Raw genomic sequence first — 17,757 nt, 5'->3', positions numbered from 1 at the left:
CCTTGTCGCAACATCACAGGGCGAGTTTGACGAGAGCAAACAAGCCCACGGCGATCATTGTGTAGCAAAGCGCACCTACGGCGATGTAGGTGAGCTTCTCTGCCAGGCCATGCATATAATCTTCAATCGCCATCTGCGCTTCACGCATGATGTGCACAACGCCAACGATCAAAGTCAGTGCAGAAATAATGGCGGGAACAGGTTTGGCATAGAAGGCCAGAACCTCTTCATAGGTGCCACCCAGGCTAAGGCCGAAGGTGATGACAAACGCCGGGATCAGAACGACCAACAACGTAGAGCTCACCATCATCTGCCAGTGGTGATGCGTGCCTTGGCCAGAAGCACCCATGCCTTGGGCGCGCTTACGGTCAGTAAGAAAGTTCATCAATCCAGCTCCTTACACGATCAGTGCGGTCAGAATGGTCAGGACAGTGGCACCAATGAACATGCCAGCGCCCAGTTTCAACGCAACGTTGATTTCAAGGCCATAGCCGAAGTCCCAGATCACATGGCGCAGGCGGCCAAGCATGTGATAGTACGCCGCCCAGCTTGCCGCGATCAAAAACAGATCACCCAGCCAGCTGCGCATAAGACCATCGATAAACGCAAAAGCCGTTTCAGAGGTCGCAGCCGCAAGAAGCCACCACACGACAATCGCCGTGATCGGGATGAGTGCAATTCCGGTGATACGCACCATGATCGAAGACACAGATGTCATCTGTGGGCGATAGATCGTCAGGTGCGGCGAGAGCGGTCGCTCGATCCTTTTCACGTCAGCCATTTTGAATCCTTTCCGGTTCTCTTGCGTTCTTCTACCGCATTTTTGCCGACTGTCACCGTTACGATCACCTAAATGCCGCGGTTTTTTGGCGCAATTCTGCGGATTTTCTTAATTTTGTGATCACGCCTTTTTATTCGTGATCACAAATATCATGCAGAGTCTTTTTGTCAGAAAAACATAGTGATTAACGGCACCCCATAGGCAAATGGCGACCCCTGTGAAGTGTTTGCGCTCACAGTTTATATGTATCACACCATCAATTCCTCAACTCGGCCAGTTGCTTCGCGACTTCGCGCACCAGCTTTTGACGTATGCGCTCCGAGTATTCCTCAAACCCGTTTGACGTCACCACAAAAGCACCCGAACCTGTGATCACATTTTCCCAGAAATAGCCCGTCAGGTCACTATCGTCCGTTTCGATTACCAAAGCATTGACCGTGACGCCCCGCGCTCTGAGCGCGCGCCGCCCCTCCTGTATCACCGTGCCTTCGTTAGAAATGCCATCGCTGGAGACGTCCACAACACGCCGCCTGCACTCTGGTCCGTTTTCGAAGGCATGATCCGCAGCCACCAACGCGTCACCAATCGCTGTAGAATACTGGTGCCACCGGCGGGGCATTGCCGTCACCTGATCTGCAAAATCCTCGGCCTGTTCAGAAGATGTGATAGAGGTCCATGGCGCGCCGATGAATTGCCGCCCCGCCCCTGTCCACTGCATGAGCGCAACAGCTGCGCGCTGCTCCACCAGCGCTTCTACAACAATCCCGTCCCGCAAGGCCAAAGCCAACCCATCCATCTGCAACCTGTATTCTGCCGCATCAATGCTCCCCGATACATCCACCGCGAGCAGCAAAGCCAACTCACAGGCCCGCCCAGCACAGGGCAAAGCGGCAAAAGCCATTCCCAAAGATATCCAAGGTCGCATGAGCCTCAACCTAGCGGAGGACCGCAGGATGCGTGATCAACTCCCTGTGTGCGTCAAAAATCCGGAGCCATATTGGCGAGCACATCGGCAAACTCAGTGCACATGACGATTTCAACCGCTTCCGGATCATAGTAGGCGTTCGCCTCCCCACAGGGGATTACTGAAACGGTGAGCGTTTGCGGCAATTTGAACTCGCCATTCAACGCTGCAATTTCTTGCGCAACCACATCCTTGGTCAACCGCCCGCCATCGGTTTCCACGGTAACTTCGCCAAGCACAAAGGTCTCAGCACCGCTTGAATCCATGATCTCGTCTAATACACCACCCCAGCTCTGCGCGGCTTGATCATATTCATCCGGGCAATAGGCCGCACGCTCCTCTGGCAGCCCTAAATCTGCGGCCACGTCCTCCCGCTCCTCCGGATTGGCTCCGTAGAAAAGACAAACCGTATTGAAATACCGCTGCATATCTGGGCCATGCACATCCCAGAACGCAATTTCTTCGACGGCGTCCGCCTCACCGAGAAACCCAAAGGCAGCGTCATAGGCGAGCTGCACGGCGCTCTCTTCCTCGTAAAAGGCGTCAATCAGGAAAATTGAGAGCACATCGGCTGCGTCCTCTTCCTGACCAAAAATGGGCAACCCCATCACATCGATCAGCGCATGGCCAAGCTCGTGATAAAAAATCCCCAGCACATTGCCTTCGACAAACGCCAGCGTCTCTTCATCTGTCTGCTCAAAAGAAATCTCGGCCTGCGCGGGGCAGGCCAAAGATAGGTTTATTGCGGTGAGTACAGATCTTATCATGCGCCGATCAGATCGGCATCAAGGCCCAATAGTCAAGATCAAGCAGAACGTCGGGTTGGTACTTCCCATCGTCACCTTTCAGCTCAAACGGCGCGCCGCCTTTGGTCGCCACAAGGCGCAGACGGATGGCCCCAACGCCCGGCGCTGAGGTTTCCGCCTTGTCCAAGACTTCAGACCAAGCTTTAACCGTCAGCCCAGAGAAGGCAGGGTTGGCATGCGCACCACCATTCAATCCGACAATCATCTGCGCATTGGCCAAACCGTTGAAGCTCAACGCACGAGCCAGCGAGATGATATGCCCGCCATAGATCAAGCGCTGCCCATCGGGGCGGAATGTGGCATCAAAATGCACCTTGGCCGTGTTCTGCCACAGGCGCGTCGCCATCATGTGTTCTGCCTCTTCAAGCGTCACACCATCCACGTGATCGATGGTCTCGCCGATCTCATAGTCGCCCCAGCGATGCGCCTCGCCAGCCTGCGCAAAGTCGTAGTTGGCAAAGGTGAGCCCCTCAGGGATCACAAGATCCGCAGGGGCAATCACCTTGGACAGCTCCGGCACCACTGTTTCAGGCGCCGGCGCATCCACATCGCGTTTACGCACCATGACCCAGCGCACATACTCCATGACCACTTCGTCACGTTGGTTCATGCCGCGGGTGCGCACATAAACCACCCCGGTCTTACCGTTGGAGTTCTGTTTAAGACCAATCACTTCAGAGGTGGACCGCAACGTGTCACCAGCATAAACTGGCTTGAGCCAGCGACCTTCAGCATAGCCAAGGTTTGCCACCGCATTAAGCGACACATCCGGAACCGTTTTCCCAAAAACTACATGGAACGCAGCCAGATCATCCAGCGGCGCGCCGGGCAGGCCAGAGGCCCGCGCAAACTCATCACTTGAATACAGCGCATGACGCGCAGGGTAGAGCGCGTGATACAACGCCCGCTCCCCTGCCCCAACAGTGCGTGGCACCGCGTGCTCGATCACCTGACCCAGCGTGTAGTCCTCAAAAAACCGGCCCGGATTGGTCTTGGCCATCAGTGTTCTCCCAGTTTGGTCTCCGGGGTGTAGGTGCCGTCCACCTCTTTCACCACCGCCTGACCGCAACGCATAACGCCTGTGGCCTGACAGAAAGTCTGTGTTGGCGAGCCGTAAAGCTCCCACCCCTTGTTAAGCGCATCTGTCACTTTGTGGCAAAATGCTGATGTGTCTTCCTCAGAAAGAAAACGGTAAAGTTTCATGTGTTTAGCCTCCAAATGGGTTTGGACCGATCAGACCATGAATATATCCGATCACCCCCATGAGGAGTATCGAAGCCACAAAGAACATGCCATCCTTTGCGATCGTCCCTATTTCTGATGGAGACCAGGCGCCTTCGGCTTTGTTGATCACCTGCATTTCCACCAACGCCCAGAGCAGCAGCCCCCCAAACAGGATCACCGACGGCATATCTCCGTTCACCCAAAGATGCGCTGCCGCCCAAAGGGCAAAGCCTGTCAGCATGGGATGGCGCATCTTGTTGAGAAGCCTGCCCTTGCGCGGGGCCGGGCTCATCATGAAGATCGCTATCAAAATCAAAAGATTGTTCACATGGTAGGCAAAGCTTGGCGCGATCCACAGCACATCTTCGATTTCTGCCATGCGATAGCCGATCACCATCAAAACAATCGACACAGCAATCGCCAAAGCCACAAGAGCTTTGCCCTTGTCTCCCATACCTGCGCGCACGTCTGGCAGTGCCCGCTTGAACAGATGGGCCGCCGCCCACAACAATACCCCAAGAACCAATAGTGTCATCTCGCTCTCCGCTGGATTTAGAGGTTTGGCCCGACACGATTGCAGAGCCAAATTCTCCGGTTGGTCTTGGGTCAGAAACTACCCCTCCAGAGCGGCAATTGCATCCGCCTTTGCAAGTATTTCACGCGCGGTCACCACATGGAGGTTCTCAACGATTTTACCATCTACCACGGCCACACCCTGACCACTGGCTTCACAGTCTTCAAAGGCCGCGATCTGACGCTGTGCCAAATCGATTTCCGCCTCCGAGGGGGCAAAGGCCGCATTCGCAACATCGACCTGTGCGGGATGGATCAGGGTTTTGCCATCAAAGCCCATATCCCGGCCCTGATCACATTCAACCTTGAGCCCTTCAGCATCCTTGAAGGCATTATAAACGCCATCCACCACGACAATTCCCTCAGCCTTGGCTGCCAGCAGACACAGACCAAGCCCCGCCATCATCGGCAAACGGTCGGGACGGAAACGGGTTTGCAGCTCTTTGGCGAGGTCATTGGTGCCCATCACAAAGCCGCTCAACTGTGGATGCGCCGCAATCTCTGCCGCATTAAGCATGCCACGAGGTGTTTCCATCATGGACCAGATCGGTTTGTCACCAATCAAGGCAACCAACGCATCAAGCTGCGCCGTCGTTTCCACCTTTGGCAACAACACAGCATCGCAATCCATACTGGCAGCCGCCTTGGCATCCGCCTCGCCCCATTGCGTATCCAGCCCATTGATGCGCACGATGCGCATCCGGTTGCCATAACCGCCCTGCTCCAGCGCCGCTGCCAAAGTCGCGCGTGCGTTGACTTTTTCATCCGGCGCCACGGCATCTTCCAGATCAAAGATAATGGCATCCACCGGCAATCCGCGTGCTTTTTCGAGGGCCCGATCCTTGGAACCCGGAATATACAGAACCGAACGATAGGGGCGTGCGCGCTGATCCATGAAACTCTTCTCCGTAATATTGTTGCGCAGAGAGGTGCATTTTTCTCAGATAACTTCAAGGGCAATCTTGCCGCATTGCAGAAAAAACGCTCCGTCAGCGCGCCCTAAATGCAGCCATTTTGGTTTTGCACGCCGCGTTAACCATTTTTTCGGCCCCATCAGCGCAGACTGTTCTCATCGCTTCCTATGGGAGGAAGATCTGGCCAAAGGGCCAAATACAACAAGAAGAGGCGAAGCACCGGGCACATATGGCGCGCATCACAGGCAAAGCTCGTGAGCGTGACAAGAATTTCCTGAAAGGAAACCAGATGAAAAAGACGCTTCTAACCCTGACTTCCAGCTTGAGCATCCTCGCTCTGAGCGCCATTCTCACCCATGCGCAATCTCTGCGCCACTGCGCCAAGCGTGACACCGTTGTCGAACGACTTGCGGAGAAATACGGAGAATCGCGACAGGCATTGGGATTGGGCACACAAGGTGCCGTTGTCGAGATTTTTGCATCCGAAAGCTCGGGCAGCTGGACAATCACTGTGACGATGCCCAACGGCTCCACCTGCTTGATGGCGACCGGCCAAGCCTATGAAGAGCTTGTGGAAGTGCTCCCTAAAGAAGGTGATGACGCCTGAACGGGTAAGTCACGTCAAAGCATCAAAAATCAGCTTCGCACCTGTGGCTGTCAACAGAACGTAGGTCAACGCAAAGAAGAGCTTTTCTGGCACTGCGTGATGGAGCTTCACGCCCAGATAAGCCCCCAACAGGGCAAAAGGTGCCAGAAGAGCCCCCGCCTGCAAGGTGTCATAGGCAAATATCCCCATAAAGGCGTAGGGGATCGCCTTGGCAAAGTTGATCGCCCAGAACACCAACACGGTGGTCGCCTGGTAGGTTGTCTTATCCAAGCCACGCGAAAGAAGATACACCGCTGCAGGTGGCCCTCCCGCATGGCTCACAAAACTGGTAAACCCAGTCACGGTGCCCGCCACAATACCGGCTTGGAACGGTAATGCCCCGCGGGCGCCTTTGCGCGGCCAGAGCTGCCAAATCACGAAGGCAAGCGAGATCACGCCTATGAACAGCCGCAGAGCGTCATCGTTGGCGATCCGAAACAGGGCCACCCCGGCCAGTACGCCCGGAATCCCGCCAAGAATTAAAACCCAGGCATCCTGCACACTCCAGCGCCGCCAATAAGGGCGCAGAGTTACAAGATCGATCAACATCAACAAGGGCAACATCAATCCGAGGGCTTGCGCTGGCGGCAAAATGACCGCCAGCAATGCTGCACTTGCAAAAGCGGCTCCAGAGCCGAAGCCGGCTTTGGAGATGCCTGCAAACATCACCGCAATCGGTGCAAGTAAGAAAAACGAGACAGAATCAGTCACTGAAACACATCAACAACTGGCTCCGAACACGTCTTATCTTCAGCTTTCATCCAGAATTTTCTTACGCTGTTGTTTGTATTCTTTTTCCGTCACCAGACCTTCAGAGTAAGCCTTTTCCAACGAAGCGAGCTGATCGCCGATCGCCACAGTCTGCACAGTCGTGGTGCTGTTCCCGCCGCCACCACAGGCCGATACGGTCATGCCCACGAGAGCCAGTGCCATCAGGGTTTTTGTCGCAGAAGTCATCGCTTTGCATCCTTAGTAAGAGTGTCATTTCTTGACCCATCTACCCATAGCGGCACCGGCAAATCAAGCGCACCTACGTCGCGCCTCAACACTCGCCCAAAGATTGATTGAATCTTGGTCGCCCTGCGTCAGTTGGCCGTTCTGCAGGTGCAAACACTTGCGTCAAAGCCATTTTCGACTTAAGCCAGCCGCGATATTTAACCGGACCGGAGATTGATCCAATGGCAAGACCTAAGATCGCCCTCATCGGCGCAGGTAACATCGGCGGCACGCTCGCCCACCTCGCTGCAATCAAAGAACTTGGTGACGTTGTTCTTTTCGACATCGCAGACGGCCTGCCGCAGGGCAAAGCACTCGACATCGCAGAATCCGGCCCTGTTGAGAAAATCGACGCCGCGATGTCCGGCACCTCTGACTACTCCGCGATCGCTGGCGCAGACGTCTGCATCGTGACCGCAGGTGTGGCACGTAAGCCAGGCATGAGCCGCGATGACCTTTTGGGCATCAACCTGAAAGTCATGAAATCCGTTGGCGAAGGCATCCGCGACAACGCACCAGACGCATTCGTGATCTGCATCACCAACCCGCTGGACGCGATGGTTTGGGCGCTGCAGAAATTCTCCGGCCTGCCAACCCACAAGGTTTGCGGCATGGCGGGTGTTCTGGACAGCGCACGCTTCCGTCACTTCCTCGCCGAAGAGTTCAACGTCTCCATGCGTGACGTGACAGCCTTTGTTCTGGGCGGCCACGGCGACACCATGGTGCCTTCCGTGCGTTACTCCACCGTTGCCGGTATCCCTCTGCCAGACCTGATTGAAATGGGCTGGACCACACAAGAGAAGCTGGACGCCATGGTTCAGCGTACCCGTGACGGCGGCGCAGAAATCGTTGGCCTGCTGAAAACCGGCTCTGCCTTCTACGCGCCAGCGGCCTCCGCCATCGAAATGGCAGAAGCTTACCTGAAAGATCAGAAGCGCGTTCTGCCATGTGCCGCTTACTGTGACGGCGATCTGGGCGTGAAAGACATGTATGTTGGCGTGCCAACCGTGATTGGCGCAGGCGGCGTTGAGAAAGTTGTCAACATCAAGCTCAACAAAGAAGAGCAAGAGATGTTCGACACATCTGTGAACGCCGTGAAAGGCCTCGTGGACGCTTGCAAAGGCATCGACAGCTCGCTGGCATAAGGCCTACCGACAGCCGATAGAACATTCCAAAGGTCCGCGAAACTCGCGGGCCTTTTTCTATCTTTAAGGAAAAAGATCCGCCCTCATCTCTTCTTTCGATTGCATAGCGCGCACCAACCTAAGAAGATCACAGATATATCATACTATTCCGGCACAGGATTTTCTGCATGGCCACCTTTTTACGCGCCTCTCTCTGCACCGCTCTCATTGCCACCCTCGCATCCTGTGGCTCAAGCACTGCACCCAACATCCGCAGCGGGCCTCAGACCCAACTGCCCTATACGCCAGGTCCAAACACCGGCTATGCAACGCCCGGCCTGCTTGCGGCAAATGCGCAGAACATTGGCGAAAATCTTGAGGCGCTTGGCATTTCCCCCACCGAGGTGATTGACGTTGTCGCCCCCGGCGCAAGCTCCAACACCGATCTGAGCGGGGCCGTCGCCTTGTTTCAGGCCACCTGCTTGCGCCATACCCCGAATGTCGAGACCATCGCCAAAGCGGCAGCCCAACAGAACATGGATGTCGAGCGCCCCGGCCCGGATCAGATCTTTGCCACAAATACCGAGTTCAGCCCGTCTGGCGGCAGCTCCGTTCAGGTAAACATCGCGAGCCAATACGCCTATGAGTGCGCCGTCACGGCCATCACTCAGGACAGCGTGACCAAGGCGACCGCGCAAAACGCGCTCTTTGGCACGCTGGGCATCAGCCATGCAAACGGCACAAGCGTAACCACAATCAATGGCAAAGCCTATTCCCTGCGCCATATCCAGCTGCCCGGTGCCTTTGGCTTGATCGAACACGCCTTCGTGCTTCAGGCGGACTGAGGCCATGTCTGCGGATTGACGCATCCAGAGGCAATGATGGGCGGCGCATGCGACGCCGCCCTTATCTCATCCAGCCTCATCCAGCCAATCCTCTGCCCCAACAGCAATGACGGCTAGGGCGCATTTCAAAATGCACGCCGCCCGCTGACATAGAATCCCATAGGAATAAGACGTTTCCGCTAACGCTCCTCTGTGTGCATTAAGAATTTATCAATTTGTGATCACGCTTTTTCGCCCTGTGATCACAAATTAGAAAAAATCCACCTTCTTGGTCGAATTTACTTATCCCACGCTCAGAGCTGTGCCAGAACTCCTCCAATCGCAGCAATATGGGACCAGTTCTATGAACATCCATGAATATCAGGCGAAAGCCCTGCTTCGCTCCTACGGCGCTCCGGTGTCCGAAGGCCGCGTTGTTCTGAAAGCAGAAGATGCCAAAACCGCCGCTGGTGAGCTTGATGGCCCGCTCTGGGTTGTAAAAGCACAAATCCACGCCGGTGGCCGCGGCAAAGGCTCCTTTGTGGAAGCGGATGCAGGCGAAAAAGGCGGTGTCCGTCTTGCCAAATCCGTCGAAGAAGCCGCTGAAGAAGCGAAGAAAATGCTGGGCCGCACCCTTGTGACTCACCAGTCCGGCCCTGCTGGCAAGCAAGTGAACCGCATCTACATCGAAGATGGGTCCGACATCGAGCGCGAACTCTATCTGGCTCTGCTCGTGGATCGTCAGACCTCCCGCGTGTCTTTCGTTTGCTCCACCGAGGGTGGCATGGACATCGAGGAAGTGGCCGAAGCCACTCCAGAGAAAATCCTGTCCTTCTCCGTTGACCCGGCCACCGGCTACCAAGCCTACCACGGCCGCCGCGTTGCCTTTGCTCTCGGCCTTGAGGGCGCACAGGTCAAAGAATGCGTGAAGCTGATGGGCATTCTCTACAAAGCCTTCATGGAAAAAGACATGGAGCAGCTGGAGATCAACCCGCTGATCGTCATGCCGGGCGGCAAGCTCAAAGTGCTCGACGCCAAAGTTGGCTTTGACGGCAACGCCATCTACCGCCACCCAGACGTGGCCGAGCTGCGCGACGAAACCGAAGAAGACCCCAAAGAGCTTGAAGCGTCCAAATACGATCTGAACTACATCGCTCTGGACGGTGAAATCGGCTGCATGGTGAACGGTGCGGGCCTCGCGATGGCCACCATGGACATCATCAAACTCTACGGTGCAGAGCCAGCGAACTTCCTCGACGTGGGCGGCGGCGCAACCAAAGAGAAAGTGACCGAAGCGTTCAAGATCATCACCTCTGATCCAAACGTCAAAGGCATTCTCGTGAACATCTTCGGCGGCATCATGCGCTGTGATGTGATCGCAGAAGGCGTTGTGGCGGCTGTGAAAGAGGTTGGCCTGAAGGTTCCTCTGGTTGTGCGCCTTGAGGGCACCAACGTGGAAGCTGGCAAAGAGATCATCAACACCTCCGGTCTTGATGTGATCGCTGCTGACAACCTGTCTGACGGTGCCGAGAAGATCGTGAAAGCGGTTAAGGGATAATCGCCATGAGACGACTTTCACTTCTTTTGTGCGCTCTCCCCGTGGCGGCATGCCAAACGTCTGTTGAGCCAATGGAAGACTCAAAAGCTGCGAAGGTCGCTTCGGCGTCATCTATCCAGTCTGTGACTATGGCTGAGGGTTTTTCTTTCTTTGAAAAGTACTGCGTTGCCTCCTTCCCCGAGTTTGAGGCAGCGAAAGCCAAAGTCGCAGAGCTACGCGCAAAATCCGGTAAATCACCAGAGAGCAATGCGCGACGCGTCTCAGGATATGTAAGCGGCAAACACCTCTATCTCGATGTTGAGCAAGTCAGCGAAACCCGCTCAACCTGTGCAGTTCGTTGGGGCACCCAAGACAGCCTCGACGAAATGCTCGCCGAAGAAACGGCATCTATCGGCAAGCCGATAAACGCCTTTGGCAACGATTTCCGAGGTACAGGGATACCCGTTGATTATTCAGGTTGGTCAACTCCCAGACTGAGCGAAAAGGCGCCCGGCGTCGATTTTCTCATTCTCGAAGTGACCGCTATCTCAAAAAATTAAAGGAGCCAATCACATGGCAATCCTCATCGACGAAAACACAAAGGTCATCTGTCAGGGCTTCACCGGCTCTCAGGGCACCTTCCACTCTGAACAAGCCATCGCTTATGGCACCAAAATGGTCGGCGGCGTGACCCCGGGCAAAGGGGGCCAAGAGCACCTCGGCCTGCCGGTCTTTGACTCCGTACATGACGCAAAGGCAAAAACCGAAGCCAATGCTTCCGTGATCTATGTTCCGCCCCCCTTCGCGGCAGACTCGATCCTCGAAGCCATTGACGCGGAAATGGAACTGATCATCTGCATCACCGAGGGCATTCCTGTTCTTGACATGATGAAGGTACAGCGCGCGCTGGAAAACTCTTCCTCCCGTCTGATCGGCCCTAACTGCCCAGGTGTGATCACGCCTGATGCCTGCAAAATCGGCATCATGCCGGGCCACATCCACAAGCGTGGCTCTGTGGGCGTTGTGTCCCGCTCCGGCACCCTGACTTATGAAGCGGTCAAGCAAACCGCAGACATCGGTCTGGGCCAGTCCACCGCTGTGGGCATCGGCGGCGACCCCATCAAAGGCACCGAGCACATCGACGTGCTGGACATGTTCCTGTCTGACGATGAAACTCAGTCCATCATCATGATCGGTGAGATCGGTGGGTCCGCGGAAGAAGAAGCCGCAGAGTTCCTTGCCAACGAGCGCAAAAAAGGCCGCTGGAAGCCAACCGCGGGCTTCATCGCAGGCCGTACAGCGCCTCCCGGCCGCCGCATGGGCCACGCCGGTGCGATTGTTGCCGGTGGCAAAGGTGGTGCAGAAGACAAGATCGCCGCAATGCAGGAAGCTGGCATCGTCGTCGCAGACAGCCCAGCCGGCCTCGGCGAAGCTGTGCTCAAAGCGATCGAGCTGGGCTAACTTGGCCCTTTGCGCACCATATCTTTCCAAGCGTCAGCGTTCGCACCCAATCGGTGCGGGCGCTTCGCCTGTTAAGCAGTGCGCCCATAACCAAAAGGTGAACGCCCCCCCTCTGAGCGTTAAATACATTACACGCTAAGTGTTTTGAAACGTTCCCGCGTTCATCTACCCCCACCCCGCTCTCTCTGGGGTCAAAATCAAAACCGGTCCCAGTCTCCATGAGGTGCCATCATGACCGAACAGTCGCCAAACGACATCTTCCACGCCTCCTCCTTTATGCAGGGGCACAATGCGGAATACCTCGAGCAGATGTATGCCCGCTATGCCACCGACCCTAACGCGGTTGACGAAGTCTGGCAGGAGTTCTTCCGCCAACTTGGTGATGCGGAACTGGATGTCAAAGCCGAAGCCGCCGGCCCGTCTTGGGCGCGCGCGGACTGGCCTCCGCAGCCAAATGACGACTGGACCCAGAGCCTGACCGGCGAATGGGCCGAACCCGCCGAGGCCAAGGCCGCCGGTAAAAAGATCAAAGAGAAAGCCGCCGAAAAAGGCGTTGAGGTCTCTGATGAAGCGATCAAACGCGCGGTGCTGGACAGCATCCGTGCCCTGATGATCATCCGCGCCTATCGTATTCGCGGCCACCTGATTGCCGACATCGACCCGCTGGGCATGCGCGATCAGACCCCCCATCCAGAACTGGACCCCAAGTCCTACGGCTTCACTGATGCCGACATGGATCGCCCGATCTTCATCGACAAGGTGCTGGGGCTCGATATCGCCACCATGCGCCAGATTATGGACATCGTGAAGCGCACCTATTGTGGCACCTTTGCGATGCAGTACATGCACATCTCCAACCCCGAAGAGGCGAGCTGGCTGAAAGAGCGCATTGAAGGCTATGACAAAGAGATCACCTTCACCCGCGAAGGCCGTAAGGCGATCCTCAACAAGCTGGTTGAGGCCGAGGGCTTTGAGAAATTCCTGCATGTGAAATACATGGGCACCAAACGCTTTGGTCTGGACGGGGGCGAAAGCCTGATCCCGGCCATGGAACAGGTGATCAAACGCGGAGGTAACCTTGGCGTCAAAGAGATCGTCATCGGCATGCCCCACCGGGGGCGCCTGTCGGTCTTGGCAAATGTGATGGCCAAACCCTATCGCGCGATCTTCAACGAATTTCAGGGCGGCAGCTTTAAACCAGAAGATGTGGATGGCTCCGGCGACGTGAAATATCACCTCGGTGCCTCCTCAGACCGTGAGTTTGATGGCAATTCCGTCCACCTGTCGCTGACGGCAAACCCGTCTCACCTTGAAGCGGTGAACCCGGTTGTGCTGGGCAAGGTGCGCGCCAAGCAGGACCAGCTGAACGATGACAACCGCACGGCTGTCATGCCGATCCTTCTGCACGGCGACGCCGCATTTGCGGGTCAGGGTGTTGTGGCAGAGTGTTTTGCCCTGTCTGGCCTGAAGGGTCACAAAACCGGCGGCACCATGCACATCGTGGTGAACAACCAGATCGGTTTCACCACCGCGCCGCACTTCTCCCGCTCCTCCCCGTATCCAACCGACAACGCACTGGTTGTGGAAGCGCCGATCTTCCACGTGAACGGCGACGACCCAGAAGCGGTCGTGCATGCGGCGAAAGTGGCGACGGAATTCCGTCAGAAGTTCCAGAAAGATGTCGTCATCGACATGTTCTGCTACCGCCGCTTTGGTCACAACGAGGGCGACGAGCCCATGTTCACCAACCCGGTGATGTACAAGCGCATCAAAAAGCACAAAACCACGCTAACGCTCTACACGGAGCGCCTGGTGAAAGACGGCCTGATCCCCGAAGGCGAAATCGAGGATATGAAGGCCACCTTCCAAGCGCATCTGAACACTGAGTTTGAGATCGGCAAAGACTACAAACCCAACAAAGCCGACTGGCTCGATGGGCGCTGGTCACATCTGGACAAACGTGGCGAAGACTATGAGCGCGGCCAGACCTCGATCAAATCTGAAACCATGCAGGATGTCGGCAAAGCACTGTCCTCCGTCCCTGAGGGCTTCCCGGTGCATAAGACCGTCGGTCGCCTTCTGGACACGCGTGGCAAGATGTTTGAAACCGGAAAAGGCTTTGACTGGGCCACCGCAGAAGCACTGGCGTTCGGCTCTCTCATGACCGAAGGCTACCCTGTGCGTCTGGCCGGTCAGGACGCCACCCGCGGCACCTTCTCTCAGCGCCACTCCGGCATCATCAATCAGGACACCGAAGAGCGCTACTACCCGCTCAACAACATCCGTGCGGGTCAAAGCCAGTATGAAGTCATCGACTCCGCGCTATCTGAATATGCGGTGCTGGGTTTTGAATATGGCTACTCACTGGCAGAACCCAACGCGCTGACTCTCTGGGAAGCGCAGTTTGGCGACTTTGCCAACGGCGCACAGATCATGTTTGATCAGTTCATCAGCTCCGGTGAAAGCAAATGGCTGCGCATGTCCGGTCTGACCGTCCTGCTGCCACATGGCTTTGAAGGTCAGGGGCCAGAGCACTCTTCTGCCCGTCTGGAACGCTTCCTGCAGATGTGTGGCGGCGACAACTGGATTGTGGCCAACTGCTCCACGCCAGCGAACTACTTCCACATCCTGCGCCGTCAGCTGCACCGCACCTTCCGCAAGCCGCTGATCCTGATGACGCCAAAGTCCCTGCTGCGCCACAAGCTCTGCATCTCCGATGTTGAGGACTTTACCGATGGCTCTTCCTTCCACCGCGTGCTCTGGGATGACGCCGAAAAAGGCCATTCCGACACCAAACTGAAGGCCGACAAAGACATCAAGCGAGTCGTGATGTGTTCCGGCAAGGTCTACTATGACCTGCTGGAAGAGCGCGATGCACGCGGCATTGACGACATCTATCTGCTGCGCATCGAGCAATATTATCCGTTCCCGGCGCATTCGCTGATCAAGGAACTGGATCGCTTCAAAGATGCCGAGATGGTCTGGTGTCAGGAAGAGCCCAAAAACCAGGGCGCATGGTCCTTCATCGAACCCAACATTGAGTGGGCCCTGACCCGCATCAAAGCCAAACACACCCGTCCGACCTATGCCGGTCGCGCCGCATCTGCGTCGCCCGCCACAGGTCTGGCAAGCCAACACAAAGCACAACAAGCCGCGCTGGTGAATGCCGCGCTCTCCATGGAAGGAAACTGATCCATGACCGAAGTTCGAGTCCCCACCCTTGGTGAAAGCGTCACCGAAGCCACCGTTGCCACATGGTTCAAGAAACCGGGTGATGCGGTTGCCGTGGATGAAATGCTCTGCGAGCTGGAAACCGATAAAGTGACCGTCGAAGTGCCCGCCCCTGCGGCAGGTGTGCTCGGTGAGATCGTGGCCGCAGAAGGCGACACTGTGGGTGTTGATGCGCTGCTCGCAACCCTCGTGGCGGGTGATGGCGCAGCCCCTGCCCCTGCGGCTGAGGCCGCTCCGGCGGCCGCTCCAGCCGCCAGCGGTGGCGGCGAGGCCGTTGACGTGATGGTGCCAACTCTGGGCGAGTCCGTCACCGAAGCAACCGTCTCCACATGGTTCAAGGCTGTTGGCGACACCGTGGCGCAGGATGAAATGCTCTGCGAACTGGAAACCGACAAAGTGTCTGTGGAAGTCCCAGCCCCTGCCGCAGGTGTGCTGAGCGAAATCATCGCTCCCGAAGGCACAACCGTCGACGCCACTGCGAAACTCGCCATCATCGGCGGTGCCAGCGGTGCCGCAAGCGCCGCCCCGGCTGCTGCGCCTGCCGCCGCGGTCTCACCTGCGGCGTCCGCTGATGTGGAGAATGCCCCTTCCGCCAACAAGCTGATGGCCGAAAAAGGTATCAACCCAGCGTCTGTGACTGGCACAGGCCGCGATGGGCGTATTATGAAAGAAGACGTCATGAAAGCCGCACTGGCCCCCGCCGCACCAGCTCCTGCTGTCGCAGCGGCCCCACGCGCACCGGTTGCCGCAGATGATGCGGCACGCGAAGAGCGCGTGAAAATGACCAAGATGCGCCAGACCATCGCCCGCCGTCTGAAAGACAGCCAGAACACCGCCGCCATGCTGACCACCTACAACGAGGTCGACATGACCGAGGTGATGGCGCTGCGCAACCAGTACAAAGGCGACTTTGAGAAGAAGCACGGCGTGCGTCTGGGCTTCATGTCCTTCTTCACCAAAGCCTGTGTGCATGCGCTCAAAGAAGTACCCGAAGTGAACGCCGAAATCGACGGCACCGACATCGTTTACAAAAACTACGTCCACATGGGTGTGGCGGCCGGCACCCCGCAGGGTCTGGTTGTTCCGGTGATCCGTGACGCCGACGCGATGTCCTTTGCTGAGATTGAGAAAGCAATCTCGGAAAAAGGCCGCCGCGCCCGTGACGGCAAGCTCTCCATGGCGGAAATGCAGGGCGGCACCTTCACCATCTCCAACGGTGGTGTCTACGGCTCGCTGATGTCTTCGCCGATCCTGAACCCACCGCAGTCCGGTATTCTGGGCATGCATAAAATTCAGGACCGCCCCATGGCGATCAACGGGCAGGTTGTGATCCGTCCGATGATGTATCTGGCGCTGTCTTATGATCACCGCATCGTGGACGGCAAAGGTGCCGTGACCTTCCTCGTACGCGTGAAAGAAGCGCTGGAAGACCCACGCCGCCTGCTGATGGATCTGTAACGACTGCGGTGCGCCCCAAGGGCGCACCCTCCCCCCGTAGCGTGCGCATTCACTGCGCACCACACCACGCAAAGGATCAATCAGTTGACCATCCTTCCCCAATATAGGGCGTCGCCCGGACCTCGGGGTGGGTGCTTTAGGCCCCTCCTGCCAAAGTGCAGGGTTGCCTTTGACAAGACTGAGTGGCCGGTCACCTGCTGTGCCAAATGCGCTGCGCCAGACTTGGCACGTGCGGAGAGCTGAGATGCGCTCCACACAACATCCAGCACGCATAAGCAGGCTCCGAAAAGGCGAAGGCCCGATGCTCTTTTCCAAGATCTGCGGCATGCGCTGTCCGGAATGCAGAACCTTGCAAGCCGCAAGCTGGTTGATCAAGACCAACCCTTGGCGTGGATGGAATAAAACAGAAGCTCACGAATGTGACGGATGCGGCGCAAACTTTTATTTGACGGGAAAAAGGCGCAATCTCCGTTTCATTTTAGTTGGCACTCCCCTGTTTTTCGCATCCATATTTGTTGGTTTTACCATCATGAATCACCTCGAAGGACTGCATGACTTTCATGTCGCCCGTGGGCACAATGAACCAAATTTTTTGGGGTTCCTCATTGTCTGCTTTCTTTTTGTTTTCCCCTGTCAACTCGCGTTGTCTCGGTTTGAAAAATCGCAGTGTTTGGCCACAAAGAGGAGTGTCTCCGAATGGCAGAGCGCCCCTCTCCTTCATTTGACCCTAAATATCCCGGGGTGGACACATCGCAGATGTGTCAGGGGCAGAGCCCCTCTGAAAAACAACCGTCTCATAGCTTCACCTCCGTCAAAAGGACGCTCCCATGACCTATGAACTGACCATCCTGACCTATGCCGCCCTGCTCTGGGGGGGACAGTTCTTCGCCTATCTTGCCGTCAGCCATGGTAAGATGGATCTCAACTGGGCCATGGGGCCACGGGATGAAGACGGCAAGCGCCCCGGCGCCTCTGGCCGCATGCACCGCGCACTGAGCAACCACACCGAAGGTCTTGTGCTCTTTGGCATCGCCGCGCTGGTGGTCACGCTCTCAGGTCAGTCCTCTTCCGTCACCACAGGCTGCGCAACGGCCTACCTTGCCGCGCGCCTGCTCTACGTGCCCGCCTACGCACTTGGCTGGCAGCCATGGCGCACCCTCATCTGGATGGCGGGTTTCTTTGCCACCATGGCAATGCTCATCGCCGCCCTTATCTAAC

At 56.7% G+C, this 17,757-nt stretch carries 19 protein-coding genes; 9 read left to right on the top strand and 10 right to left on the bottom strand.

From position 1 onward, the window contains the following. Positions 1-13: 13 nt before the first annotated feature. The 8 genes from sdhD to SHM7688_RS18505 all read right to left on the bottom strand — a co-directional run bounded on the left by sdhD (position 14) and on the right by SHM7688_RS18505 (position 5,243). Positions 14-385: a succinate dehydrogenase, hydrophobic membrane anchor protein gene (sdhD, locus tag SHM7688_RS18540; protein ID WP_058241430.1), complete on the bottom strand. Its 372-nt coding sequence runs from the start codon at positions 383-385 to the stop codon at positions 14-16. A 12-nt stretch (positions 386-397) separates the two neighbouring features. Continuing rightward, the gene (gene sdhC / locus SHM7688_RS18535; protein ID WP_058241429.1) at positions 398-781 is read right to left on the bottom strand and encodes a succinate dehydrogenase, cytochrome b556 subunit; all 384 of its coding nucleotides are present in this window, start codon (positions 779-781) and stop codon (positions 398-400) included. A gap of 256 nt (positions 782-1,037) precedes the next feature. After that, a complete protein-coding gene (locus tag SHM7688_RS18530; protein ID WP_083499112.1) occupies positions 1,038-1,706 on the bottom strand; it encodes a DUF1194 domain-containing protein in 669 nt (222 codons plus the stop codon). 53 nt (positions 1,707-1,759) lie between these two features. Further along, entirely contained in the window at positions 1,760-2,512 is a 753-nt protein-coding gene (locus SHM7688_RS18525; protein ID WP_058241427.1) for a DUF4344 domain-containing metallopeptidase, read from the bottom strand. A gap of 7 nt (positions 2,513-2,519) precedes the next feature. Further along, a complete protein-coding gene (locus SHM7688_RS18520; RefSeq protein WP_058241426.1) occupies positions 2,520-3,551 on the bottom strand; it encodes a MaoC family dehydratase in 1,032 nt (343 codons plus the stop codon). After that, entirely contained in the window at positions 3,551-3,754 is a 204-nt protein-coding gene (locus tag SHM7688_RS18515) for a DUF1737 domain-containing protein (RefSeq protein ID WP_058241425.1), read from the bottom strand. Before SHM7688_RS18515 ends, SHM7688_RS18520 begins: the two co-directional genes overlap by 1 nt. A 4-nt stretch (positions 3,755-3,758) precedes the next feature. Then, complete coding sequence (locus SHM7688_RS18510; RefSeq protein WP_058241424.1) at positions 3,759-4,310, bottom strand: NnrU family protein; 552 nt, start codon at positions 4,308-4,310, stop codon at positions 3,759-3,761. A gap of 78 nt (positions 4,311-4,388) precedes the next feature. Further along, positions 4,389-5,243 (bottom strand): HpcH/HpaI aldolase/citrate lyase family protein, encoded by an 855-nt coding sequence (locus SHM7688_RS18505; protein ID WP_058241423.1) that lies wholly within the window; start codon positions 5,241-5,243, stop codon positions 4,389-4,391. A gap of 308 nt (positions 5,244-5,551) precedes the next feature. Here SHM7688_RS18505 and SHM7688_RS18500 point away from each other — a divergent pair, with 308 nt between their 5' ends. Then, positions 5,552-5,869: a hypothetical protein gene (locus tag SHM7688_RS18500; protein ID WP_058241571.1), complete on the top strand. Its 318-nt coding sequence runs from the start codon at positions 5,552-5,554 to the stop codon at positions 5,867-5,869. Positions 5,870-5,878: 9 nt separating this feature from the next. Here SHM7688_RS18500 and SHM7688_RS18495 read toward each other — a convergent pair whose 3' ends face one another. Together SHM7688_RS18495 and SHM7688_RS18490 are read right to left on the bottom strand one after the other, a co-directional pair. Then, complete coding sequence (locus SHM7688_RS18495) at positions 5,879-6,574, bottom strand: sulfite exporter TauE/SafE family protein (RefSeq protein ID WP_058241570.1); 696 nt, start codon at positions 6,572-6,574, stop codon at positions 5,879-5,881. A gap of 84 nt (positions 6,575-6,658) precedes the next feature. Beyond that, on the bottom strand, positions 6,659-6,865 hold the full coding sequence (locus SHM7688_RS18490) for an SHOCT domain-containing protein (protein ID WP_058241422.1): 207 nt from the start codon (positions 6,863-6,865) through the stop codon (positions 6,659-6,661). A gap of 221 nt (positions 6,866-7,086) precedes the next feature. Between SHM7688_RS18490 and mdh the strand changes: the two genes are divergently transcribed. From mdh to SHM7688_RS18450, 8 genes are all read left to right on the top strand, one after another. Further along, the gene (mdh, locus tag SHM7688_RS18485) at positions 7,087-8,049 is read left to right on the top strand and encodes a malate dehydrogenase (RefSeq protein WP_058241421.1); all 963 of its coding nucleotides are present in this window, start codon (positions 7,087-7,089) and stop codon (positions 8,047-8,049) included. 167 nt (positions 8,050-8,216) lie between these two features. Next, positions 8,217-8,873, top strand: coding sequence for a hypothetical protein (locus tag SHM7688_RS18480; RefSeq protein WP_058241420.1), 657 nt, complete (start codon positions 8,217-8,219; stop codon positions 8,871-8,873). Positions 8,874-9,216: 343 nt separating this feature from the next. Continuing rightward, positions 9,217-10,410 carry an ADP-forming succinate--CoA ligase subunit beta gene (gene sucC / locus SHM7688_RS18475; RefSeq protein ID WP_058241419.1) on the top strand — a complete coding sequence of 398 codons (1,194 nt, stop codon included), beginning with the start codon at positions 9,217-9,219 and terminating at the stop codon, positions 10,408-10,410. A 5-nt stretch (positions 10,411-10,415) separates the two neighbouring features. Further along, a complete protein-coding gene (locus SHM7688_RS18470) occupies positions 10,416-10,949 on the top strand; it encodes a hypothetical protein (protein ID WP_058241418.1) in 534 nt (177 codons plus the stop codon). Between the two features lie 13 nt (positions 10,950-10,962). Further along, positions 10,963-11,850: a succinate--CoA ligase subunit alpha gene (gene sucD / locus SHM7688_RS18465; RefSeq protein ID WP_058241417.1), complete on the top strand. Its 888-nt coding sequence runs from the start codon at positions 10,963-10,965 to the stop codon at positions 11,848-11,850. 231 nt (positions 11,851-12,081) lie between these two features. Then, positions 12,082-15,042, top strand: a complete 2,961-nt coding sequence (locus tag SHM7688_RS18460; protein ID WP_058241416.1) for a 2-oxoglutarate dehydrogenase E1 component — start codon at positions 12,082-12,084, stop codon at positions 15,040-15,042. A gap of 3 nt (positions 15,043-15,045) precedes the next feature. Beyond that, complete coding sequence (gene odhB, locus SHM7688_RS18455) at positions 15,046-16,539, top strand: 2-oxoglutarate dehydrogenase complex dihydrolipoyllysine-residue succinyltransferase (RefSeq protein WP_058241415.1); 1,494 nt, start codon at positions 15,046-15,048, stop codon at positions 16,537-16,539. An 827-nt stretch (positions 16,540-17,366) separates the two neighbouring features. Then, positions 17,367-17,756, top strand: a complete 390-nt coding sequence (locus tag SHM7688_RS18450; RefSeq protein ID WP_058241414.1) for an MAPEG family protein — start codon at positions 17,367-17,369, stop codon at positions 17,754-17,756. Position 17,757: the final 1 nt, after the last annotated feature.

The sequence above is a fragment of the Shimia marina genome, from assembly GCF_001458175.1.
Taxonomy (GTDB): domain Bacteria; phylum Pseudomonadota; class Alphaproteobacteria; order Rhodobacterales; family Rhodobacteraceae; genus Shimia; species Shimia marina.
This window is presented reverse-complemented; position numbering and strand designations above follow the sequence as displayed.

Excerpts from the sequence above, each read along its gene's own strand:
- mdh (WP_058241421.1), top strand. The coding sequence starts at position 7,087 with ATGGCAAGACCTAAGATCGCCCTCATCGGCGCAGGTAACATCGGCGGC.
- sdhC (WP_058241429.1), bottom strand. The coding sequence starts at position 781 with ATGGCTGACGTGAAAAGGATCGAGCGACCGCTCTCGCCGCACCTGACG.
- SHM7688_RS18450 (WP_058241414.1), top strand. The coding sequence starts at position 17,367 with ATGACCTATGAACTGACCATCCTGACCTATGCCGCCCTGCTCTGGGGG.
- SHM7688_RS18460 (WP_058241416.1), top strand. The coding sequence starts at position 12,082 with ATGACCGAACAGTCGCCAAACGACATCTTCCACGCCTCCTCCTTTATG.
- SHM7688_RS18525 (WP_058241427.1), bottom strand. The coding sequence starts at position 2,512 with ATGATAAGATCTGTACTCACCGCAATAAACCTATCTTTGGCCTGCCCC.
- SHM7688_RS18470 (WP_058241418.1), top strand. The coding sequence starts at position 10,416 with ATGAGACGACTTTCACTTCTTTTGTGCGCTCTCCCCGTGGCGGCATGC.
- SHM7688_RS18505 (WP_058241423.1), bottom strand. The coding sequence starts at position 5,243 with ATGGATCAGCGCGCACGCCCCTATCGTTCGGTTCTGTATATTCCGGGT.
- SHM7688_RS18510 (WP_058241424.1), bottom strand. The coding sequence starts at position 4,310 with ATGACACTATTGGTTCTTGGGGTATTGTTGTGGGCGGCGGCCCATCTG.
- SHM7688_RS18515 (WP_058241425.1), bottom strand. The coding sequence starts at position 3,754 with ATGAAACTTTACCGTTTTCTTTCTGAGGAAGACACATCAGCATTTTGC.
- sucD (WP_058241417.1), top strand. The coding sequence starts at position 10,963 with ATGGCAATCCTCATCGACGAAAACACAAAGGTCATCTGTCAGGGCTTC.
- odhB (WP_058241415.1), top strand. The coding sequence starts at position 15,046 with ATGACCGAAGTTCGAGTCCCCACCCTTGGTGAAAGCGTCACCGAAGCC.
- SHM7688_RS18480 (WP_058241420.1), top strand. The coding sequence starts at position 8,217 with ATGGCCACCTTTTTACGCGCCTCTCTCTGCACCGCTCTCATTGCCACC.
- SHM7688_RS18490 (WP_058241422.1), bottom strand. The coding sequence starts at position 6,865 with ATGACTTCTGCGACAAAAACCCTGATGGCACTGGCTCTCGTGGGCATG.
- sucC (WP_058241419.1), top strand. The coding sequence starts at position 9,217 with ATGAACATCCATGAATATCAGGCGAAAGCCCTGCTTCGCTCCTACGGC.
- sdhD (WP_058241430.1), bottom strand. The coding sequence starts at position 385 with ATGAACTTTCTTACTGACCGTAAGCGCGCCCAAGGCATGGGTGCTTCT.
- SHM7688_RS18495 (WP_058241570.1), bottom strand. The coding sequence starts at position 6,574 with ATGTTTGCAGGCATCTCCAAAGCCGGCTTCGGCTCTGGAGCCGCTTTT.
- SHM7688_RS18530 (WP_083499112.1), bottom strand. The coding sequence starts at position 1,706 with ATGCGACCTTGGATATCTTTGGGAATGGCTTTTGCCGCTTTGCCCTGT.
- SHM7688_RS18500 (WP_058241571.1), top strand. The coding sequence starts at position 5,552 with ATGAAAAAGACGCTTCTAACCCTGACTTCCAGCTTGAGCATCCTCGCT.
- SHM7688_RS18520 (WP_058241426.1), bottom strand. The coding sequence starts at position 3,551 with ATGGCCAAGACCAATCCGGGCCGGTTTTTTGAGGACTACACGCTGGGT.